14 protein-coding genes, 2 tRNA genes and 1 pseudogene are annotated in these 17,482 nt (G+C 44.2%); 12 read left to right on the top strand and 5 right to left on the bottom strand.

Annotation, left to right across the window (positions count from 1 at the left end; translation table 11 throughout):
* Positions 1-6: 6 nt before the first annotated feature.
* Positions 7-1,374 carry an RNA polymerase factor sigma-54 gene (gene rpoN, locus ACTO17_RS00145; RefSeq protein WP_482556450.1) on the top strand — a complete coding sequence of 456 codons (1,368 nt, stop codon included), beginning with the start codon at positions 7-9 and terminating at the stop codon, positions 1,372-1,374.
* Between the two features lie 173 nt (positions 1,375-1,547).
* Here the strand turns inward: rpoN and ACTO17_RS00140 are convergent, their stop codons facing one another.
* Both ACTO17_RS00140 and ACTO17_RS00135 read right to left on the bottom strand, forming a co-directional pair.
* Entirely contained in the window at positions 1,548-1,919 is a 372-nt protein-coding gene (locus ACTO17_RS00140) for a VOC family protein (protein WP_172539179.1), read from the bottom strand.
* Positions 1,909-2,817 (bottom strand): LysR family transcriptional regulator, encoded by a 909-nt coding sequence (locus tag ACTO17_RS00135; protein ID WP_482556449.1) that lies wholly within the window; start codon positions 2,815-2,817, stop codon positions 1,909-1,911. Before ACTO17_RS00135 ends, ACTO17_RS00140 begins: the two co-directional genes overlap by 11 nt.
* A gap of 329 nt (positions 2,818-3,146) precedes the next feature.
* On the opposite strand from ACTO17_RS00135, the gene ACTO17_RS00130 reads away from it, so the two are divergent.
* From ACTO17_RS00130 to ACTO17_RS00095, 8 genes and pseudogenes are all read left to right on the top strand, one after another.
* Entirely contained in the window at positions 3,147-6,983 is a 3,837-nt protein-coding gene (locus tag ACTO17_RS00130) for a phosphoribosylformylglycinamidine synthase (RefSeq protein WP_482556448.1), read from the top strand.
* Between the two features lie 149 nt (positions 6,984-7,132).
* Positions 7,133-7,753: a type IV toxin-antitoxin system AbiEi family antitoxin domain-containing protein gene (locus ACTO17_RS00125; RefSeq protein WP_482556447.1), complete on the top strand. Its 621-nt coding sequence runs from the start codon at positions 7,133-7,135 to the stop codon at positions 7,751-7,753.
* A 107-nt stretch (positions 7,754-7,860) separates the two neighbouring features.
* Entirely contained in the window at positions 7,861-8,949 is a 1,089-nt protein-coding gene (locus ACTO17_RS00120; protein ID WP_482556446.1) for a transposase, read from the top strand.
* Positions 8,950-9,047: 98 nt separating this feature from the next.
* Positions 9,048-10,100 (top strand): FliH/SctL family protein, encoded by a 1,053-nt coding sequence (locus tag ACTO17_RS00115; RefSeq protein WP_482556445.1) that lies wholly within the window; start codon positions 9,048-9,050, stop codon positions 10,098-10,100.
* A 642-nt stretch (positions 10,101-10,742) separates the two neighbouring features.
* Positions 10,743-11,006: a hypothetical protein gene (locus ACTO17_RS00110; RefSeq protein WP_482556444.1), complete on the top strand. Its 264-nt coding sequence runs from the start codon at positions 10,743-10,745 to the stop codon at positions 11,004-11,006.
* Positions 11,007-11,010: 4 nt separating this feature from the next.
* Positions 11,011-11,871 carry a PDDEXK nuclease domain-containing protein gene (locus ACTO17_RS00105; protein WP_482556443.1) on the top strand — a complete coding sequence of 287 codons (861 nt, stop codon included), beginning with the start codon at positions 11,011-11,013 and terminating at the stop codon, positions 11,869-11,871.
* A 222-nt stretch (positions 11,872-12,093) separates the two neighbouring features.
* Positions 12,094-12,645 (top strand): annotated as a pseudogene (locus ACTO17_RS00100) (transposase); the annotation flags it as partial.
* A 720-nt stretch (positions 12,646-13,365) separates the two neighbouring features.
* Positions 13,366-13,518 carry a hypothetical protein gene (locus ACTO17_RS00095; RefSeq protein WP_482556442.1) on the top strand — a complete coding sequence of 51 codons (153 nt, stop codon included), beginning with the start codon at positions 13,366-13,368 and terminating at the stop codon, positions 13,516-13,518.
* A gap of 128 nt (positions 13,519-13,646) precedes the next feature.
* On the opposite strand, the gene ACTO17_RS00090 is transcribed toward ACTO17_RS00095, so the two are convergent.
* The gene (locus ACTO17_RS00090) at positions 13,647-14,525 is read right to left on the bottom strand and encodes a hypothetical protein (protein WP_172536160.1); all 879 of its coding nucleotides are present in this window, start codon (positions 14,523-14,525) and stop codon (positions 13,647-13,649) included.
* A 244-nt stretch (positions 14,526-14,769) separates the two neighbouring features.
* On the bottom strand, positions 14,770-15,633 hold the full coding sequence (locus tag ACTO17_RS00085; RefSeq protein WP_172536159.1) for a Cof-type HAD-IIB family hydrolase: 864 nt from the start codon (positions 15,631-15,633) through the stop codon (positions 14,770-14,772).
* A 297-nt stretch (positions 15,634-15,930) separates the two neighbouring features.
* On the opposite strand from ACTO17_RS00085, the gene ACTO17_RS00080 reads away from it, so the two are divergent.
* The 3 genes from ACTO17_RS00080 to ACTO17_RS00070 all read left to right on the top strand — a co-directional run bounded on the left by ACTO17_RS00080 (position 15,931) and on the right by ACTO17_RS00070 (position 16,838).
* Positions 15,931-16,003, top strand: a tRNA-Val gene (locus ACTO17_RS00080).
* A 32-nt stretch (positions 16,004-16,035) separates the two neighbouring features.
* Positions 16,036-16,109, top strand: a tRNA-Met gene (locus tag ACTO17_RS00075).
* A 237-nt stretch (positions 16,110-16,346) separates the two neighbouring features.
* Positions 16,347-16,838: a ferritin-like domain-containing protein gene (locus ACTO17_RS00070; RefSeq protein WP_482556441.1), complete on the top strand. Its 492-nt coding sequence runs from the start codon at positions 16,347-16,349 to the stop codon at positions 16,836-16,838.
* Positions 16,839-16,850: 12 nt separating this feature from the next.
* Here ACTO17_RS00070 and ACTO17_RS00065 read toward each other — a convergent pair whose 3' ends face one another.
* Complete coding sequence (locus ACTO17_RS00065) at positions 16,851-17,474, bottom strand: response regulator transcription factor (protein ID WP_172539638.1); 624 nt, start codon at positions 17,472-17,474, stop codon at positions 16,851-16,853.
* Positions 17,475-17,482: the final 8 nt, after the last annotated feature.

Genomic DNA, 17,482 nt, shown 5'->3' with positions numbered 1-17,482 from the left:
AATCCTATGGGAATCCAATCAGAACAAAGTCAAAAGCAGATGATGCCCCAGAAAATGCTCCAGTCGGTTGAGATCCTTCAGATGAATGCCCAGGAATTGGCAGAATATATCCGGGAATTGTCACTGGAGAATCCGGTTGTGGACATAGAAGAGGCTGCGGCAGAGGATAAGGGAAAAGAGCGTGACCGGAAATTGGAATGGCTGGCAAGCCTGGATGAGCAGAACAGGACGTATTACCAGTATGACCGGAGAGATAAAGAAGATTATCTGAATAATATCGGCGCAAAAGAGGGGGAGACGTTAAAAGACGCGCTGATGCTTCAGCTCATCGGCAATGGATATTCGGAACTCGAGATGGCTGTCTTTGAATATATTGCCGATTCCCTTAATTCCAGCGGATATTATACGGAAGGCCTGGAGGCGCCTGCCATCCGGTTTGGGATAACGGAAGAAGAAGCGGCTGCCTGTCTGGAAGTAATGAAGAGACTGGAGCCTGCCGGAGTTTGCGCAGGCTCCCTGAAAGAATGCATGACAAGGCAGATTGACCGGCTGGGGGAGGGGTATGAGACCGAACGGGCCATGGCGGAGAATTATCTGGAGCTGCTGGGAAAGAATCAGCTTCCTGCCATTGCCAAAAAGATGAAGATTTCTCTGGAACAGGTGAAGAAAGCGGCAGAGAATATTAAAAAACTGAATCCAAGGCCGGCCCAGGGGTTTGACAGCGGCGGAATGATGCGCTACATTGTTCCGGACGTAACCATTGTAAAATTTCAGGATCGGTTTGAGATTCTGCAGAACAGTTATGCCTATCCTGGAATTCAGATAAATCAGGAATATCTGCAGATGCTGGAAACAGACTGCGGCAAAGAAGCGAGGGAATATCTGAACGGGAAAATCCATCAGGCCAGACAGGTGCAGGAAGCCATCGAAAAGAGAGGTTTTATGCTGCTTAATCTGGCAAAATGCCTGATGGAAGTCCAGGGGGACTTCTTTTTGTACGGGCCCAAATCCCTCCGGCCGTTTATGATGAAGGAAGCCGCTGAGCGGCTGTCCGTCCACGAATCCACCATAAGCCGCGCCGTAAAAGGCAAGTACCTGCAGTGCAGCTGGGGCGTTTATCCCTTCAGTTATTTTTTTTCCAGAGGATTAAAGCAGCCGTCCGGAAATCTTCAGGAAAAAGAGGACATGTCAGCGGTACGGATTCAGCAAAGGCTGAAAGAATTGATGGAAGAAGAGGATAAATACGCTCCCTACTCGGATCAGCAGCTGAAAGAACGGTTGGAGCAGGAAGGCATTGTGATTTCCCGCCGCACTGTGGTGAAATACCGGGAAGCCATGGGCATTTCCAACAGCAGGGGAAGAAAGCAGTTTTAAAGAGAATAGAGCAGCAGAGGGCTTCGATATACAAAAAAGGGCTGCTGCATTAAGAAGTAAACATACAAGATTTAATATTTTGCAAATAGAAATTATACCATATCTTGCAGTTGTGTTTCTTAATGCGGCAGCACTTTTTGTCCGTATCCCAACACAGAATAGTTGCCCGGCAATCAGTCTCTCACCGGCACCACTTCTAACCAGTAACCGTCAGGATCAGATACAAAATAAATACCCATTGCAGGATTTTCATAACAGATACATCCCATAGCCTCATGTTTTGCATGGGCGGCTTCATAGTCGTCCGTCTGGAACGCCAGATGGAATTCGCATTCCCCTAAATCGTAAGGCCCTTCTTTTTCTTTGAGCCAGGTTAATTCCAGGCAGAAATCGCTTTCTTCGTTGGACAGGTATACAATGATATAGCTGCCGTCTTTGGCCTCCTTGCGGCGCACTTCAGTCAGGCCGAAGGCTTCCTGATAGAAATCCATGGATTTCTGTAAATCCTGTACGTTGTAGTTTTCGTGAAACATTTTAAATTTCATGGTAATCCTCCTCACAGTATGTAGGTAATAATTTTAAAAATTCGCCGGCGGATGGGGACAGGGGCAGTCCGGGATTTACGGCAGCCACAATCCGGCGGGCCGGCATGGGTTCTTCTGTTTTAAGAATGCACAGATCCGTCATGTCTTTGGTCAGGCAGTAATCAGGGATAAAGGCAATGCCGATTCCGATTTTGGCCAGATCAATTAATAAATCGTTGCTGCTGAGCTCCGCTTCCGGAATCAGCTCCAGTTGGCGCTGCAGAAATAAATGCTGCAGAAATTCACTGGTGGCGCATTTTTTGTCCAGCATTAAAATGGGGTACTGATTCAGTTCAGCGAAAGAAACAGTCTGCTGCTCAAAGGGAAAGCAGGCAGGATTTGCAATGAACACATCTGTAAAAGAGGCAACTGTTTTCTGAATATAAGAACTGCTGAGCCTTGAGTTTGGGAAATTGGTGACAATCAGGTCAACCTTGCCCTGGGTCAGCAAATCCGCACAGCGCAGGGAAGTGGCATTGGTCACTTTAATAGGCACCTGGGGAAATTTTTCATGGAACTGCTTTAAAAAAGGCGCCAGAAAATAACGGCAAATCGTGTCGTTGGCGCCGATATGAAGCCGTCCAAGCCCAAGGGTGCTGGAATCAATCAGCTGATGCTCGCCCCGCTCTATCAGGTTGACGGCAGGTTCTATATGCTTTAACAGCAGCTCGCCTGCAAGCGTCAGCTTTACTTTTTTGGTGCTGCGGATAAACAAAGGCTGCTCCAGCTTACGCTCCAGCGTTTTAATGGACTGGCTCACCGCCGACTGGGAAATGAACAATTTCCTGGAAGCCTCGGAAAAGCTGAGAGAAGACGCCACCTGATAGAATACCTTGTACAGTTCATAATTAATATCCATAAGAGCCTCCTTGCTGAAAAACAGAAGTACTATAAGTAAAAATCCAATATAATTATAAGCATAGATTATAATTATGTCAATGACAGAGGAATACTTTTTCTTTCTTCCCGGTAAAATATGTGATAAAATATAGAAATGAAAACAGATTGTCTTTTGAAAAAAAGGTAGAAAATAAATAAGTAATACTTATGAATAGAATTAAATATATTAATTGTTCTAATTAAATTCAGCATGTTATACTACTTATAATGAAACTGTAAATCAGCCCAAACCGCCGCGGAATTACATGCAGTATGTATTTCATGACGGCCCAATGCCAGGAGGGAATTATGAGCGACGTAAGACGAATTTTTGTGGAAAAAAAGCCTGATTTTGCAATTCAGGCAAAAGAGCTGCAGTCAGAAATCAGAAGTTATCTGGGAATCCGGACAGTTACCGGAGTCCGTGTGCTGATCCGCTATGATGTGGAGCATCTGTCAGAAGAGACATACCAAAAAGCGCTGGCCACGGTGTTTTCTGAGCCGCCGGTGGATGATGTTTACGAAGAAACCTTTGACCCGAAGAATGCCCGGGTATTCAGTGTGGAATATCTGCCGGGCCAGTACGATCAGCGGGCGGATTCCGCAGAACAGTGCGTGAAGCTGTTAAATGAAACGGAAGAGCCCATGATCCGTACGGCAACCACATATGTAATAGAAGGAGAAGTGACGGCAGAGCAGTTAGAGGCAATCAAAAAGCACTGCATCAATCCGGTGGATTCCAGAGAAACCGGCATGGAAAAGCCCCTGACCCTGGAAGAATCTTTTGAGGAACCGGAGGATGTGAAGATTTTAGACGGATTTACCGGTATGGCAGAAGCAGATTTGAAAAATCTCTACGATTCTTTCGGACTTGCCATGACGTTTAAAGATTTTCTGCACATACAGAAGTATTTCAGAGAAGAAGAAACCCGGGACCCTTCCATGACGGAAATCCGTGTGCTGGATACGTACTGGTCTGATCACTGCCGCCATACCACTTTTTCTACGGAATTAAAAGAGGTTGCGTTTCAGGACGGATTCTACCGTCAGCCGATGATGGACACATGGGAGGATTATCAGAATACCCATAAAGAATTGTATCAGGGACGGAAGGATAAATTTGTCTGCCTGATGGATCTTGCGCTGATGGCCATGAAGCGGCTGAAAAAAGAAGGAAAATTAGAGGATCAGGAAGAATCCGATGAAATCAATGCATGTTCCATTGTGGTTCCGGTGGAAGTGGACGGGCAGACCGAAGAATGGCTGGTGAATTTTAAAAACGAGACACACAACCATCCCACGGAAATCGAGCCTTTCGGCGGCGCGGCCACCTGCCTGGGCGGAGCCATCCGAGATCCCCTTTCCGGCCGGACTTATGTGTACCAGGCAATGCGTGTCACCGGCGCGGCAGATCCCACCCGTTCCGTATCAGAAACCATGGAAGGCAAGCTTCCCCAGAAAAAACTGGTCCGGCAGGCGGCCCATGGATACAGTTCTTACGGCAACCAGATTGGTCTGGCAACCGGATATGTAAAGGAAATTTATCATCCTGATTATGCGGCAAAACGTATGGAAATCGGCGCGGTGATGGGAGCGGCTCCAAGACGCGCGGTTCAGCGTCTGACTTCCGATCCGGGAGATGTGATTATTCTGCTGGGGGGACGGACCGGACGTGACGGAATCGGCGGCGCCACAGGCTCCTCCAAGGCCCACAATACAGAATCCACCGCCGTGTGCGGCGCAGAAGTGCAGAAGGGCAATCCGCCCACAGAGCGTAAGATTCAGCGTCTCTTCCGCCGGGAAGAGGTGGCCCATGTGATTAAAAGATGCAATGATTTCGGCGCAGGCGGCGTATCAGTGGCAATCGGCGAACTGGCAGACGGGCTGCGGGTTCAGCTGGATAAGGTTCCGAAAAAATATGCCGGTTTGGACGGAACGGAAATTGCCATTTCTGAATCCCAGGAGCGTATGGCAGTTGTGGTTGCTCCAAAAGATGTGCGGCAGTTTCTGGATTATGCAGGGGAAGAGAATCTGGAAGCCGTTGAAGTAGCGGTGGTCACAGAAGAGCCAAGACTGGTTTTGGAATGGAGAGGCAAAGAAATTGTAAACATTTCCAGAGCATTTTTAAATACCAACGGCGCTCACCAGGAAACCAGGGTGTCTGTGGACATTCCTTCCAAAAAAGATAATTTCTTTGAGAAAAAAGAGATTCCCGCTGTTGCCAGCGCCCTGGAAGCGGGAGACGTGAAAAAAGCCTGGCTTGCCGTTCTGTCTGATTTAAATGTATGCTCCCAGAAAGGACTCGTAGAAATGTTTGACGGCTCCATCGGCGCAGGCAGCGTATTGATGCCTTACGGCGGAAAATATCAGCTGACAGAAACCCAGAGCATGGTGGCGAAGCTTCCGGTGGACAAAGGAGCATGCGATGCGGTTACCATGATGGCGTATGGCTTCGATCCAAAGCTGTCCTCCTGGAGCCCCTATCACGGTGCGGTTTATGCAGTATTGGAATCTATGGCAAGGATTGTGGCGGCAGGCGGAGATTATAAAAAAATACGTTTTACGTTCCAGGAGTATTTCCGCAGGATGAGCGAAGATCCCAGCCGTTGGAGCCAGCCTTTTGCAGCTCTTTTGGGAGCGTACAGCGCCCAGATTGGCTTTGGGCTTCCGTCCATCGGAGGAAAAGATTCCATGTCCGGAACCTTCAATGATATTGATGTGCCGCCTACCCTGGTGTCTTTTGCCGTGGACGTGGCGAAAGAGCAGGATATCATAACGCCGGAGCTGAAACAGCCGGGCAATAAGATTATGATATTTAAAATTGCCATAGATGAATATGATTTGCCGGTTTATGGACAGGTGATGAAATTATACGATGCCATTCATTCCCTGATTCAGCAGAAAGCCATTGTATCTGCCTATGCCCTGGACGGAAAAGGCATTGCAGCCGCTGTCAGCAAAATGGCATTCGGAAATAAACTGGGCGTTACCATGGAGCAGGATGTATGCGAAGATTGTATGTTTGCGCCCCATTTTGGCAAGCTGATTGCGGAAGTTCCCGCAGATAAAGTGGATTTGGCAAAAGAAACTGTTTGTGCAGCCATGAAGGATTATGAACAGTCAGAATCGGACTGCGGACATCTGTCTTACTGCAGGGTCATCGGCGAGGTAAATGAACTGCAGAAATTTATTTACGGCGATACTGTAATTACCATGGAAGAGGCCATCGGCGCATGGACCGGCACACTGGAAAAAGTATTCCCAACCGTTGCGGTGGAACGTAAAGAAGAACTGGAAACCGATGTGTTCCATACGGAAAATATCTATGTGTGCAGACATAAGACGGCAAGGCCGAAGGTATTTATTCCGGTGTTCCCGGGAACCAACTGTGAATATGACAGCGCCAAAGCTTTTGAACGGGCCGGAGCCGACGCCATTGTAAAAGTATTTAAGAATTTAAGCGCAGAAGATATCAGAGATTCTGTGGATGTGTTTGTCAAAGCCATTGAACAGTCTCAGATTATTATGTTCCCAGGCGGTTTTTCCGCCGGAGACGAGCCGGAAGGAAGCGCAAAATTCTTTGCCACCGCATTCCGCAATGAGAAAATGGCGGAGGCAGTGAACCGGTTGCTGCAGCAGAGAGACGGCCTGATGCTGGGCATCTGCAACGGATTCCAGGCATTGATTAAACTGGGCCTGGTGCCTTACGGAGAAATCCGTCAGCAAAGCGAAGATTCTCCCACATTGACTTACAATACCATCGGCCGCCATATTTCCAAAATGGTATATACCAAAGTGGTAACCGACAAATCTCCCTGGCTGGCCCAGGCAGAATTAGGAAAAATTTACTGCAATCCGGCCTCCCACGGAGAAGGACGTTTTGTTGCTCCCAGAGAATGGCTGGACAAGCTGTTTGCAAACGGCCAGGTGGCAACCCAGTATGTCAATGAAGCAGGCATGCCTACCATGGAGGAAGAGTGGAACATCAACGGTTCTTATCTGGCAATTGAAGGAATCACAAGTCCGGACGGAAGAGTTCTGGGCAAGATGGCCCATTCAGAACGCCGGGGCCAGAGCGTGGCTGTAAATATCTACGGAGAACAGGATATGAAGCTGTTTGAAAGCGGCGTGGCATATTTTAAATAAGCAGAGTTTTGAAAGAACTGCCGAACAATAACTTGTGCAAAACGGTACAGGATATTTTCCGGCAGTTCTTTTTAGTTCATTGATATTGACATGTGTATATAAAAATGCTAATATATGTGTAATAAAAAATGCAGTCAGAGGGGATGAAAATGAGAAACAGCACGTACTGTAAGCTGGAAGGATTATATGAGAAATATACCGGCTATATCGGAACCAGAGAGCTTCTGGAAGAAGGATTCACAAACCGGCAGATTGCCGCCCTGACAGAAGAGGAGTATTTAGAGAAGATTTGCCATGGCTGTTATTGGATGGTAAGATGCGGAACCAGGAAGCCGCCGGATTATAAGTGCATTGAGGTATCCCTGAGCAATCCCAGGGCAGTGATCTGCCTGGAAAGCGCCTGCTTTTACCAGGGAGCTGCAAAGCAGGAGCCGCAAACCCTTGCAGTCGCCACAGAGAGAACGGATCGAAGTGCAATAAAGATGAATTTTCCTGTGGAGAGACACTACTTTTCCCGGAATTACTATTCCATCGCCCAGAAGAAAGTGGATACAGCTTTTGGCAGCTATCTTATTTATGATGTGGAGAGAAGCATCTGCGATTTAATTCGGTTGGGTAAAATGGAGGAAGCGGAAATCATTTTTTCAGAAGCAGGTTACGGAACCCGGCGTTTGGAAGGAATTCTGAGTGTAAATGGCAGGGATATGGAATCGGAAGGATATGGGAGATTATTAAAATATGCAGAATTGCTTCGTATCAGGAGGATATGACTGTGGGAGTAATAGATAAGTTCTGTTCATCAATCATATTTAACCATAGACAAGTGAAAATGGCAGTTCTTAATTATTCGATGTACTAGAAAAGGGGAACATACGGAGTGAAAAAAAGAAAACCGGAATTGAAGCCGGATATTGTGCTGAAGAATTACTGGAGGAATAACGAACAGTTTGCAGATCTGTTCAATGCCCTTTTGTTTGATGGTAAGCAGATGATTGAGCCGGAAGAACTGGCAGACATTGATTCGGAAGAATCTCTGATCCTGGAGCATAAAAAGTATGCCGAGAGTGTGAAAGCATCCAGAGACAATATTAAGGTCAGAAAGAACTCTGCCGCTAGGGGCGTGGAATTTATGATGCTTGGGATGGAATCCCAGAGTCATATTCATTATGCCATGCCGATGCGTGTCATGGGATATGATTACAGCGCATACCAGAAACAGTACGCCAGTAATGCAGTAAAATGCCAGAATGGAAAAGAGTTGGATGCAGATGAATATTTATCAAAGATGAAAAAGACAGATAAATTTAAGCCAGTGATCACAGCGGTGGTATATTATGGAGAAGAACCCTGGGACGGAGCAGTTACCCTGCACGGGATGTTAGACATTCCCCAGGAAGTGGAACCATATGTAAACGATTACAGAATGCTGCTGATACAGGCCAGAAATAGCCTGTTGAACTTCCATGATAAGAGGAATAAAGATTTCTTTCATTTACTGGAAATTATATTGGATAGAACGATAACGAGGAAGGAAGCGAAAGAAAGGGCCATTTCTTACTGTGAGGAACACAACACGGAGAAGTCAGTGCTGATGGCAGTGGCGGGTGCGGCCAACGCTAAGATAGATTATCATGCATTTGAGAAAGGGGAAGGGAAAATGTGTACATTGTTTGAGGAAATAGCGGAAGAGGGAAGAGTTGCGGGAAGGCTTGAGGGGAGGAAAGAAGGAAGGCTTGAGGGGAGGAAAGAAGGAAGGCTTGAAGGGAGGAAAGAAGGAAGGCTTGAAGGGAGAGAAGAGGGAAGAATGGAGGGAAGAAAAGAAGGAAGGGCAGCAGAAATTATAGAAACAGGAATAGAATTTGAACTTCAAGATTCAGATATCATAGAAAGGCTTCAGAGAAAATTGGAGATATCCTTACAGAAAGCGGAAGAATATTTCAGACAATTCAGCGGGCAGACTGTATAAAAAATTGTTAGAAAAGATAGAGCATAGGATTAACGATACCGAGAAAATCAAAACAAAAGAGGAGATAAGAATGAAATCAGAAAAGGGGAACATACGGAGTGAAAAAAAGAAAGCCGGAATTGAAGCCGGATATTGTGCTGAAGAATTACTGGAGGAATAACGAACAGTTTGCAGATCTGTTCAATGCCCTTTTGTTTGATGGTAAGCAGATGATTGAGCCGGAAGAACTGGCAGACATTGATTCGGAAGAATCTCTGATCCTGGAGCATAAAAAGTATGCCGAGAGTGTGAAAGCATCCAGAGACAATATTAAGGTCAGAAAGAACTCTGCCGCTAGGGGCGTGGAATTTATGATGCTTGGGATGGAATCCCAGAGTCATATTCATTATGCCATGCCGATGCGTGTCATGGGATATGATTACAGCGCATACCAGAAACAGTACGCCAGTAATGCAGTAAAATGCCAGAATGGAAAAGAGTTGGATGCAGATGAATATTTATCAAAGATGAAAAAGACAGATAAATTTAAGCCAGTGATCACAGCGGTGGTATATTATGGAGAAGAACCCTGGGACGGAGCAGTTACCCTGCACGGGATGTTAGACATTCCCCAGGAAGTGGAACCATATGTAAACGATTACAGAATGCTGCTGATACAGGCCAGAAATAGCCTGTTGAACTTCCATGATAAGAGGAATAAAGATTTCTTTCATTTACTGGAAATTATATTGGATAGAACGATAACGAGGAAGGAAGCGAAAGAAAGGGCCATTTCTTACTGTGAGGAACACAACACGGAGAAGTCAGTGCTGATGGCAGTGGCGGGAGCAGCCAATGCTAAGATAGATTATCATGCATTTGAGAAAGGGGAAGGGAAAATGTGTACATTGTTTGAGGAAATAGCGGAAGAGGGAAGAGTTGCGGGAAGGAAAGAAGGAAGGCTTGAGGGAAGAAAAGAAGGAAGGCTTGAAGGGAGAGAAGAGGGAAGAATGGAGGGAAGAAAAGAAGGAAGGGCAGTAGAAATTATAGAAACAGGAATAGAACTTGAACTTCAAGATTCAGATATCATAGAAAGGCTGCAAAGAAAATTGGAGATATCCTTACAGAAAGCGGAAGAATATTTCAGACAATTCAGCGGGCAGCGTGTATAAAAATATTAGAAAAGATAGAGCGTAGGATTAACAGTACACCAGTAATGCAGTAAAATACCAGAATGGAAAAGAGTTAGGCACGGATGAATATCTATCAAAGATGAAAAAGACAGATAAATTTAAGCCAGTGATCACAGCGGTGGTATATTACGGAGAAGAACCCAGGGACGGAGCAGTTACTCTGCACGGGATGTTAGACATTCCCCAGGAAGTGGAACCATATGTAAACGATTACAGAATGCTGACGATACAGTCTAGAGCGAACAATCTATATTTCGATACACAAGAATTACCGGATTGCCCTTTGGCTAAGCAAACGGTTCCTGGGTGTATTGTGTGGAGGCGAAATCCACTGCTTACGGAGACTTAGGAGTGACGGCTCTCCGGAACTCCTTAGCCGCAGTCTGCAGTTAGTTCGCTGGAACACTGCCCAGTTTGTGTGTCAAAGGGCAATCTGGTAGTTCTGTCCGTATCCAAATATAAAAAGTTTGCTGTAGTGTTAGGAATAGCCTGTTGAATTTCCATCATAAAAAGAATAAAGATTTCTTTCATTTACTGGAAATTATAACTGGATAGAACGATAACAAGGAAGCGAAAGAAAGGGCCATTTTTTACTGTGAGGAACACAACACGGAGAAGTCAGTGCTGATGGCAGTGGCGGGAGCAGCCAATGCTAAGATAGATTATCATGCATTTGAGAAAGGGGAAGGGAAAATGTGTACATTGTTTGAGGAAATAGCGGAAGAGGGAAGAGTTGCGGGAAGGAAAGAAGGAAGGGCAGCAGAAATTATAGAAACAGGAATAGAATTTGAACTTCAAGATTCAGATATCATAGAAAGGCTGCAAAGAAAATTGGAGATATCCTTACAGAAAGCGGAGGAGGATTGGAGAATTTGTTTCCAATAAAGCCTTGCAGGATGGCTGGGGACGCTCTACCGTAAAGGCACTTTCTGAATACATTCTGACGCAGGAACCAGGGATTAGAGGCTATTCCCCACAGAATATCTGGCGCATGAAGCAGTTCTTTGAAACTTATTGTGACAAGCCAGAGTTAGGAACTCTGCTAAGAGAAAATACATGGTCAAATAATTTGCATATCATGTCAAAGACAAAATCGGATGCAGAGAGATTATTCTATTTGAAGCTGGCCTCTCGGGAAAAGTATAAAGCAAAAGAACTGGAACGGCAGATTGACAGCGGATATTATGAGCGTTTAATGCTATCAGATGGTAAGGCGCCTTCCGCCATATCCCAGGCTGCGCCTGCGAACATAATCAGGGACATGTATATGTTGGAGTTTTTAGATCTGCCCGAGCCTTATAGGGAATATGATTTGAAAAAGGCCATTTTGAAGAACATGAAAAAGTTTTTACTGGAAATTGGCAGGGATTTTATTTTTATGGGAGAAGAATATCATCTTCAAGTAGGAAAGAACGACTATTATACGGATTTAATCTTTTTTCATAGGGAACTACAATGCCTTGTTGCAATTGAGTTGAAAATTGATGATTTCAAACCGGAATACTTGGGAAAAATGCAGTTTTATCTTGAAGCGTTAGACCGGGATGTAAAGAAGCCCCACGAAAATCCCAGCGTTGGCATTATTCTTTGCAAGAGTAAGGACGAGGACGTTGTTGAATATGCTCTGAGCCGGAATATGAGTCCAACCATGATTTCCGAATATAGGACGAAACTAATCAGCAAGGAAATCTTACAAAAGAAACTTGAGGAATTAACGGAAATGGTGAATGAGGATAAAAACTCTCAATGACGTTGAGAGTTTTTCAAAAAATCAATTTATTATGTTAGTACAGAAATAGCAGGGGATTATAATGAGCCTCTGCTATTTTTATAACCTCAAGCTAATATAGTGTATGCTCATTAACTAAAAACACTGATAAACAGTAGATTTTATAAGAGTTTTGTATATGATAAATGCAGATGTAAATTAACGTTCCGGCAAAAAACGTTGCATTTTGGAGGCCCAAAGCTTATATATATTCCTGAAAAACGTAAAAACCGTCAAATTACACTGTTTGACTTCAACCAGTCATGTGGTATGGAGTTCGATCCTAATAATGAGTGGATCAGGTTGGCCCATGCCATTCCATGGAGCAGAATGGAAACAAAATATGCGGCAATGTTCCCCTCCAAAACAGGCCATCCGGCGACTCCTTTTAGAATGGCCCTTGGTGTTTTGATTATTCAGAAGCGCAAGAAACTGGAAGTAAACGAGTACATCCTTGAAACCAGCGGTGTTACCAAAGAGCATGAACCCAAGAACGAAAGTAAAAATGCAAAGGCTGCCAATACACGCTCAGATGACGTTGAACATCTTGGAACAGAGATTCTTAATGCCGCCTGCCCTCCATCCAACATAAGATATCCACAGGATTTTTCTCTTCTCAATGAAGCGCGTGGGAAACTTGAGGATATGATTGACTATTTTCATAAGAACTGTCATCCATGGGCTAAGCCCCGTACTTACCGGAGGGTGGCAGGAAAAGAATACCTTGCGCTTGCAAAATCCAAAAAACGGACAAAATAGAAATTGAAAGATTTTTCAGCACCGAAAAACGCTGCAATGGAGCAGGTCTTATCAAGCTGAAAAAAAGTTGCTCAATGAGCAGACACTAAATATCATAGTATCTTATTTGCAAAAACCTCCATCTGCTGCGTTGTACCTGATAAAGCGAGGCAGACCCCCATCAATCGCTGCAGCTTTCGCTACAGCCCAATCTTCTGCCTTGTATATGAAGATATGTTCTGCGTAATCTACTGCGATATTTAACCGACGGAGTAATATTACGGAGAAGAACCCTGGGACGGAGCAGTTACTCTGCACGGGATGTTAGACATTCCCCAGGAAGTGGAACCATATGTAAACGATTCCAGAATGCTGACGATACAGTCTAGAGCGAACAATCTATATTTCGATGCACAAGAATTACCGGACTGCCCTTTGGCTAAGCAAACGGTTCCTGGGCGTATTGTGTGGAGGCGAAATCCACTGCTTACGGAGACTTTAGGAGTGACGGCTTCCGGAACTCCTTAGCCGCAGTTGGCAGTTAGTTCGCTGGAACACTGCCCAGTTTGTGTGCCAAAGGGCAGTCCGGTAGTTCTGTCCGTATCCAAATATAAAAAGTTCGCTGTAGTGTTAGGAATGTCCTGTTGAATTTCCATCATAAAAAGAATAAAGATTTCTTTCATTTGCTAGAGATTATATTGGACAGAACGATAAAAAGAAGGAAGGCTTGAAGGGAGAATGGAAGGAAGGGCAGCAGAAATTATAGAAACAGGAATAGAATTTGAACTTCAAGATTCAGATATCATAGAAAGGCTTCAGAAAAAACTGGAGATATCTCTGCAGAAAGCGGAGGAGTATTTCAGAATATTCGGAAAACAAGTGGTAGAATAATTGTCTGAAGGGCAAAATAATCAAATTCTTTTGACCATTTTTGACAGAAGTTAAGACGCAAAGCGTCTGTTTAGAAGAAAATAAAAGTAAAGCAGCAGAGATTATCTGCTGCTTTATGTAGTGCAATATTATTTCCATTTAATGGTATAGTAACCAGAAGAAGTTCTATTGTAACGTTCTACTTTGATGTAGTAGGTTCCTGGATCAATACCAGATTTTTTATAAGTATAGCTGTTATAGAGATAATAAGGTCCATCTACGTCCTTTGGATTCTTAACATTAGCTAAAGCATAATAATTGTTGCCGTCAGCAAAGGGTTTTCCATTTTTCTGATAAAGCGCAATTTTAAGTCCATTGTAATAACTAACTGTACCATTGGAATATTGAGCGCCGTTTGTCTTAACATTGTAATTGATTTTTACCTGCTGTCTTTTGGTAACTTTGATTTTATACCAGTCTGCTTTGTTTTCTCCAGCGATAATAACGCCTTTTGCAGTTTTATTTTTTCCAAGGGTCTTTGCCTTGGATCTGCTGTTGTTAGTGCCTTTTTTGACAGAAACAGCCTTTGCAGTAATCTTTACACCGCCAACACTTTTAATTTTAAAGAAGTACGTTTTTCCTTTTTTTACGCCGTATGTTCTGGTGTAATAACGGGAACCTTCTCCGATGGTGTCAAAATATTCCTGATTCTGACCAAGGGGACTTTTGCTTCCGTTGCAAAAAGTTAAAAATCCTGCTGCGCCGCCGCTTGCAGCAGTAGAATTGTTCTTAATAGTAACAGTAACATAACCTGTCTTAGATGGTTTGAATTTAATGTAATTTTCTTTTCCAGTGACATATGCGCATTCATCATCTGTTATTGCTACAGTTGATGTGCCGCTACCCTTAAAACTCAGTTCCCCGGCTGCCTGCACCTGCTCAGGTGTTGAAACAGCAAACACGGAAACCATCATAATTGCTGCAAGTACAAGACTTACAATTTTGTTGCTTTTTCTTCCTTCCTTCATAACGCATGTTCCTTTCCTATTTTTGGTCTATTTGACAGTAATGATGTAAAATGCTGTCCAGTAATAATTTATCATATTAGTTCCCGAATTGTCAATATTTTGTGAAAAATATAAGAAAAAAATGTGAAAACAGTTCAAAACTTATGAATAAAGTACTAAACATCAGGACAGTGATTCCATAGCGCTGTCGTAAATAATTCCGCACGTGCCTCTGGCCTTTATGATAAAAAATTCTATCTGGAAATTACTCTGTTACATGTCCCAAATATGTTTCCAGCATAACGGCAACGCCGTGTTCCTCATTGCTTAAAGTGACGGCGTCAGCCTGACAGCGGATGTCCTTCGGAGCGTTTGCCATGGCAACGCCCAGCCCGGCTGCTTTTATGATATCCAGATCGTTTTCGCTGTCTCCGCAGGCAATGGTCTGTTCTATAGGAATATTCAGGTGTCTGCAGAGAAGAGACAAGCCTTTGGCCTTGGTAATTCCGGCATATGTAAATTCCAGGTTCTCATAACCGCCGGAAAGAAAATGGATTTCAGGATATTGGCTTAGAATCTGGATGGCTTCATTTCGGTCTTTGCAGGTTCCGTCCGGATTGGTCATGAAGTTCAGGGTCAGTTTTTGAACGGGGAACTGGTTTTCACGGAGAAAAGCAAGGACGTCCGGCAGACGTTCCCGGGTGGAAATAATGTATTTTTTCAAAGAGTCCGGAAGAACGGTAATCTTTTTAAGAGTTTCACGGCACTGGGCGGGGGTATAAGCGTCCCCGTGAATGAACAAATCCATGTGGATTTCCAGTTTCAGCAGCTGTTTAAGAATATCAATAACCAGGTTTGCAGGCATGCAGTGCTCCGCCAGGCATTCTTTGTCGGGGATTGTGTAAATTCCGGCTCCGTTTGTGGTAATGGCATAGCGGATACCAAGCTCTTTTATGATAGTATGGGGAAGCCCGCAGTAGGGGCGGCCAGTGGCAATGGCAAAGGAAACGCCCCGCTGTGCAGCATTTTGAATGGCGGCCTTATTTTCATTGGATATTGTTCCTTCTGAATTCAGCAGAGTGCCGTCTAAGTCCAGGGCTACCAACCGAAAGGTTTGATTTGTATTCATAAGAGTTCTCCTTTATTTCAGCGTATGGGGCTGTTGCATTAAGAAGTAAACATACAGGATACAATATTTTGTAAATAGAAATTATACCGTATCTTGTAGTTGTAGTTCTCAATGCAGCAACCCCCAGAGATATTGTAGATGGTAAAAGGCGAAATTTCAAGGATTTTTGCCGGGGAAAAAGAAGGAAGAAAAAAATTAGAAAAATTTTGTAAAAAACTATTGACTTTTGTTCCAAACTCGTATTATAATAGTCAAGCAGTCGGCAATAAGGAAGAACAAAAGTACTGCAAATACCATGGGATCTTAGCTCAGCTGGGAGAGCATCTGCCTTACAAGCAGAGGGTCACAGGTTCGAGCCCTGTAGGTCCCATTTTGCAGGAAACTGCAGGAACAACAGAATATGGCGGAATAGCTCAGTTGGCGAGAGCACACGGTTCATACCCGTGGTGTCGGGGGTTCAAATCCCTCTTCCGCTATTAAGAATTGAGAAATGGCTGTCTCTAAGTACCGAAAGTAATGTTCGATATTTATAGACAGTCATTTTTAACGTGAAATTGTATTTTGCCAAATAGAGCATTTTCCAAACACACTCGCACGTTATCTTGAAATTGTAATATACTAATAGAAAAGATAGGGCAAAGAAGCGTGCAGCTATGGAAGCAAATCAAAACATACTTGTAAATTCCTGCAGTTTTGCGGGAGTGAAGCCGATTATGGCAGATTTACCTTATCCTGAGATTCAGGTCAGGGCTAAGAACCAGACGTATGCAAATCTGCTCAGTGCAGATTACTGCGGAGCCACCTCTGAGATGTCTGCAATTACCCAGTACATTAATAATGAAAACCGGTTATCCTGCGAAAAATGTCCTCTGGCCAAAACAATTCTGGGAATTGCCATGGCAGAAATGATGCATTTGCAGAAATTGGGAGAAATGATTTTTCTGTTGGGCGGAACGGTGGATTTTGTTGCAAAACAGCAAAATGGCAGAAATGTGATGTGGACGCCGGGCTTTCTGAGTCTTTCAGAAAATGCCAGGAAAATGATACTGGCTGATATTGAAGCGGAGAAAGCGGCCATCAGCCAGTACCGGATGCATATAAAAGTAATCAGGGACGATTGCGTCAACCGGGTGCTTGAGCGGATTATTATGGATGAAGAATACCATATTATGATTCTTCAGGTCCTGTTAAGAGAATGCGCTTGAAAAATCCAAGGTTTATGTGGTCAGATAAAAGACGGCAAGCTGGGTGCGGTCCCGAAGCTCCAGTTTTTCCAAAATGGAGCTCAGGTAATTCCGGACAGTTCCTTCACTTAAGTAAAGCTGTCCGGCAATTTCCCGGTTGCTGAGCCCGCCGGCCACCAGTTCAATGATTTCCAGTTCTTTGCCGGTGATTCCCCTGGCGGAATAGTCATATTGGGAGCGGCTTGCAGGAGCAAGGAAATCAGGAAGCCTGGTGATGATTTCATTTCCGAATACGTTCTGTCCTTTGGCCACAGCTTTTAAAGAGGGCAGCAGGCTTTCAAAATCCTGTTTTAAAATATATCCTTTTGCGCCCAGCATCAGGGACTTGACAATGTATTCATCATCCAGAAATGTGGTGAGAAACAAAATTTTTGCGTCTGAATGCTGCTTTAAAATAACCTCGGCGGCTTCTAAACCAGTCATTTCATCCATACGGATATCCATCAGAAGGACTTCCGGGCGGCAGGCTTCATAGAGGGCCACAGCCTCTGTTCCGTTATTTCCGATTTCTAAAACTTTGATTTCCCCGGAAGCCTCCAGGATGGTTTTCAAAGAGAGGGAAACAAATGGATCGTCATCTACAATAATAATATTCATAACAAACT

The sequence above is a fragment of the Petralouisia sp. genome, from assembly GCF_056822245.1.
The sequence above is the reverse complement of the archived record's forward strand: the minus strand, read 5'-3'. Positions and strand labels throughout refer to the sequence as shown.

Bases quoted from the DNA above. Each gene is read 5' to 3' on its own strand.
- rpoN (WP_482556450.1), top strand. From the start codon at position 7: ATGGGAATCCAATCAGAACAAAGTCAAAAGCAGATGATGCCCCAGAAA.
- ACTO17_RS00140 (WP_172539179.1), bottom strand. From the start codon at position 1,919: ATGAAATTTAAAATGTTTCACGAAAACTACAACGTACAGGATTTACAG.
- ACTO17_RS00135 (WP_482556449.1), bottom strand. From the start codon at position 2,817: ATGGATATTAATTATGAACTGTACAAGGTATTCTATCAGGTGGCGTCT.
- ACTO17_RS00130 (WP_482556448.1), top strand. From the start codon at position 3,147: ATGAGCGACGTAAGACGAATTTTTGTGGAAAAAAAGCCTGATTTTGCA.
- ACTO17_RS00125 (WP_482556447.1), top strand. From the start codon at position 7,133: ATGAGAAACAGCACGTACTGTAAGCTGGAAGGATTATATGAGAAATAT.
- ACTO17_RS00095 (WP_482556442.1), top strand. From the start codon at position 13,366: ATGGAAGGAAGGGCAGCAGAAATTATAGAAACAGGAATAGAATTTGAA.
- ACTO17_RS00090 (WP_172536160.1), bottom strand. From the start codon at position 14,525: ATGAAGGAAGGAAGAAAAAGCAACAAAATTGTAAGTCTTGTACTTGCA.
- ACTO17_RS00085 (WP_172536159.1), bottom strand. From the start codon at position 15,633: ATGAATACAAATCAAACCTTTCGGTTGGTAGCCCTGGACTTAGACGGC.
- ACTO17_RS00070 (WP_482556441.1), top strand. From the start codon at position 16,347: ATGGCAGATTTACCTTATCCTGAGATTCAGGTCAGGGCTAAGAACCAG.
- ACTO17_RS00065 (WP_172539638.1), bottom strand. From the start codon at position 17,474: ATGAATATTATTATTGTAGATGACGATCCATTTGTTTCCCTCTCTTTG.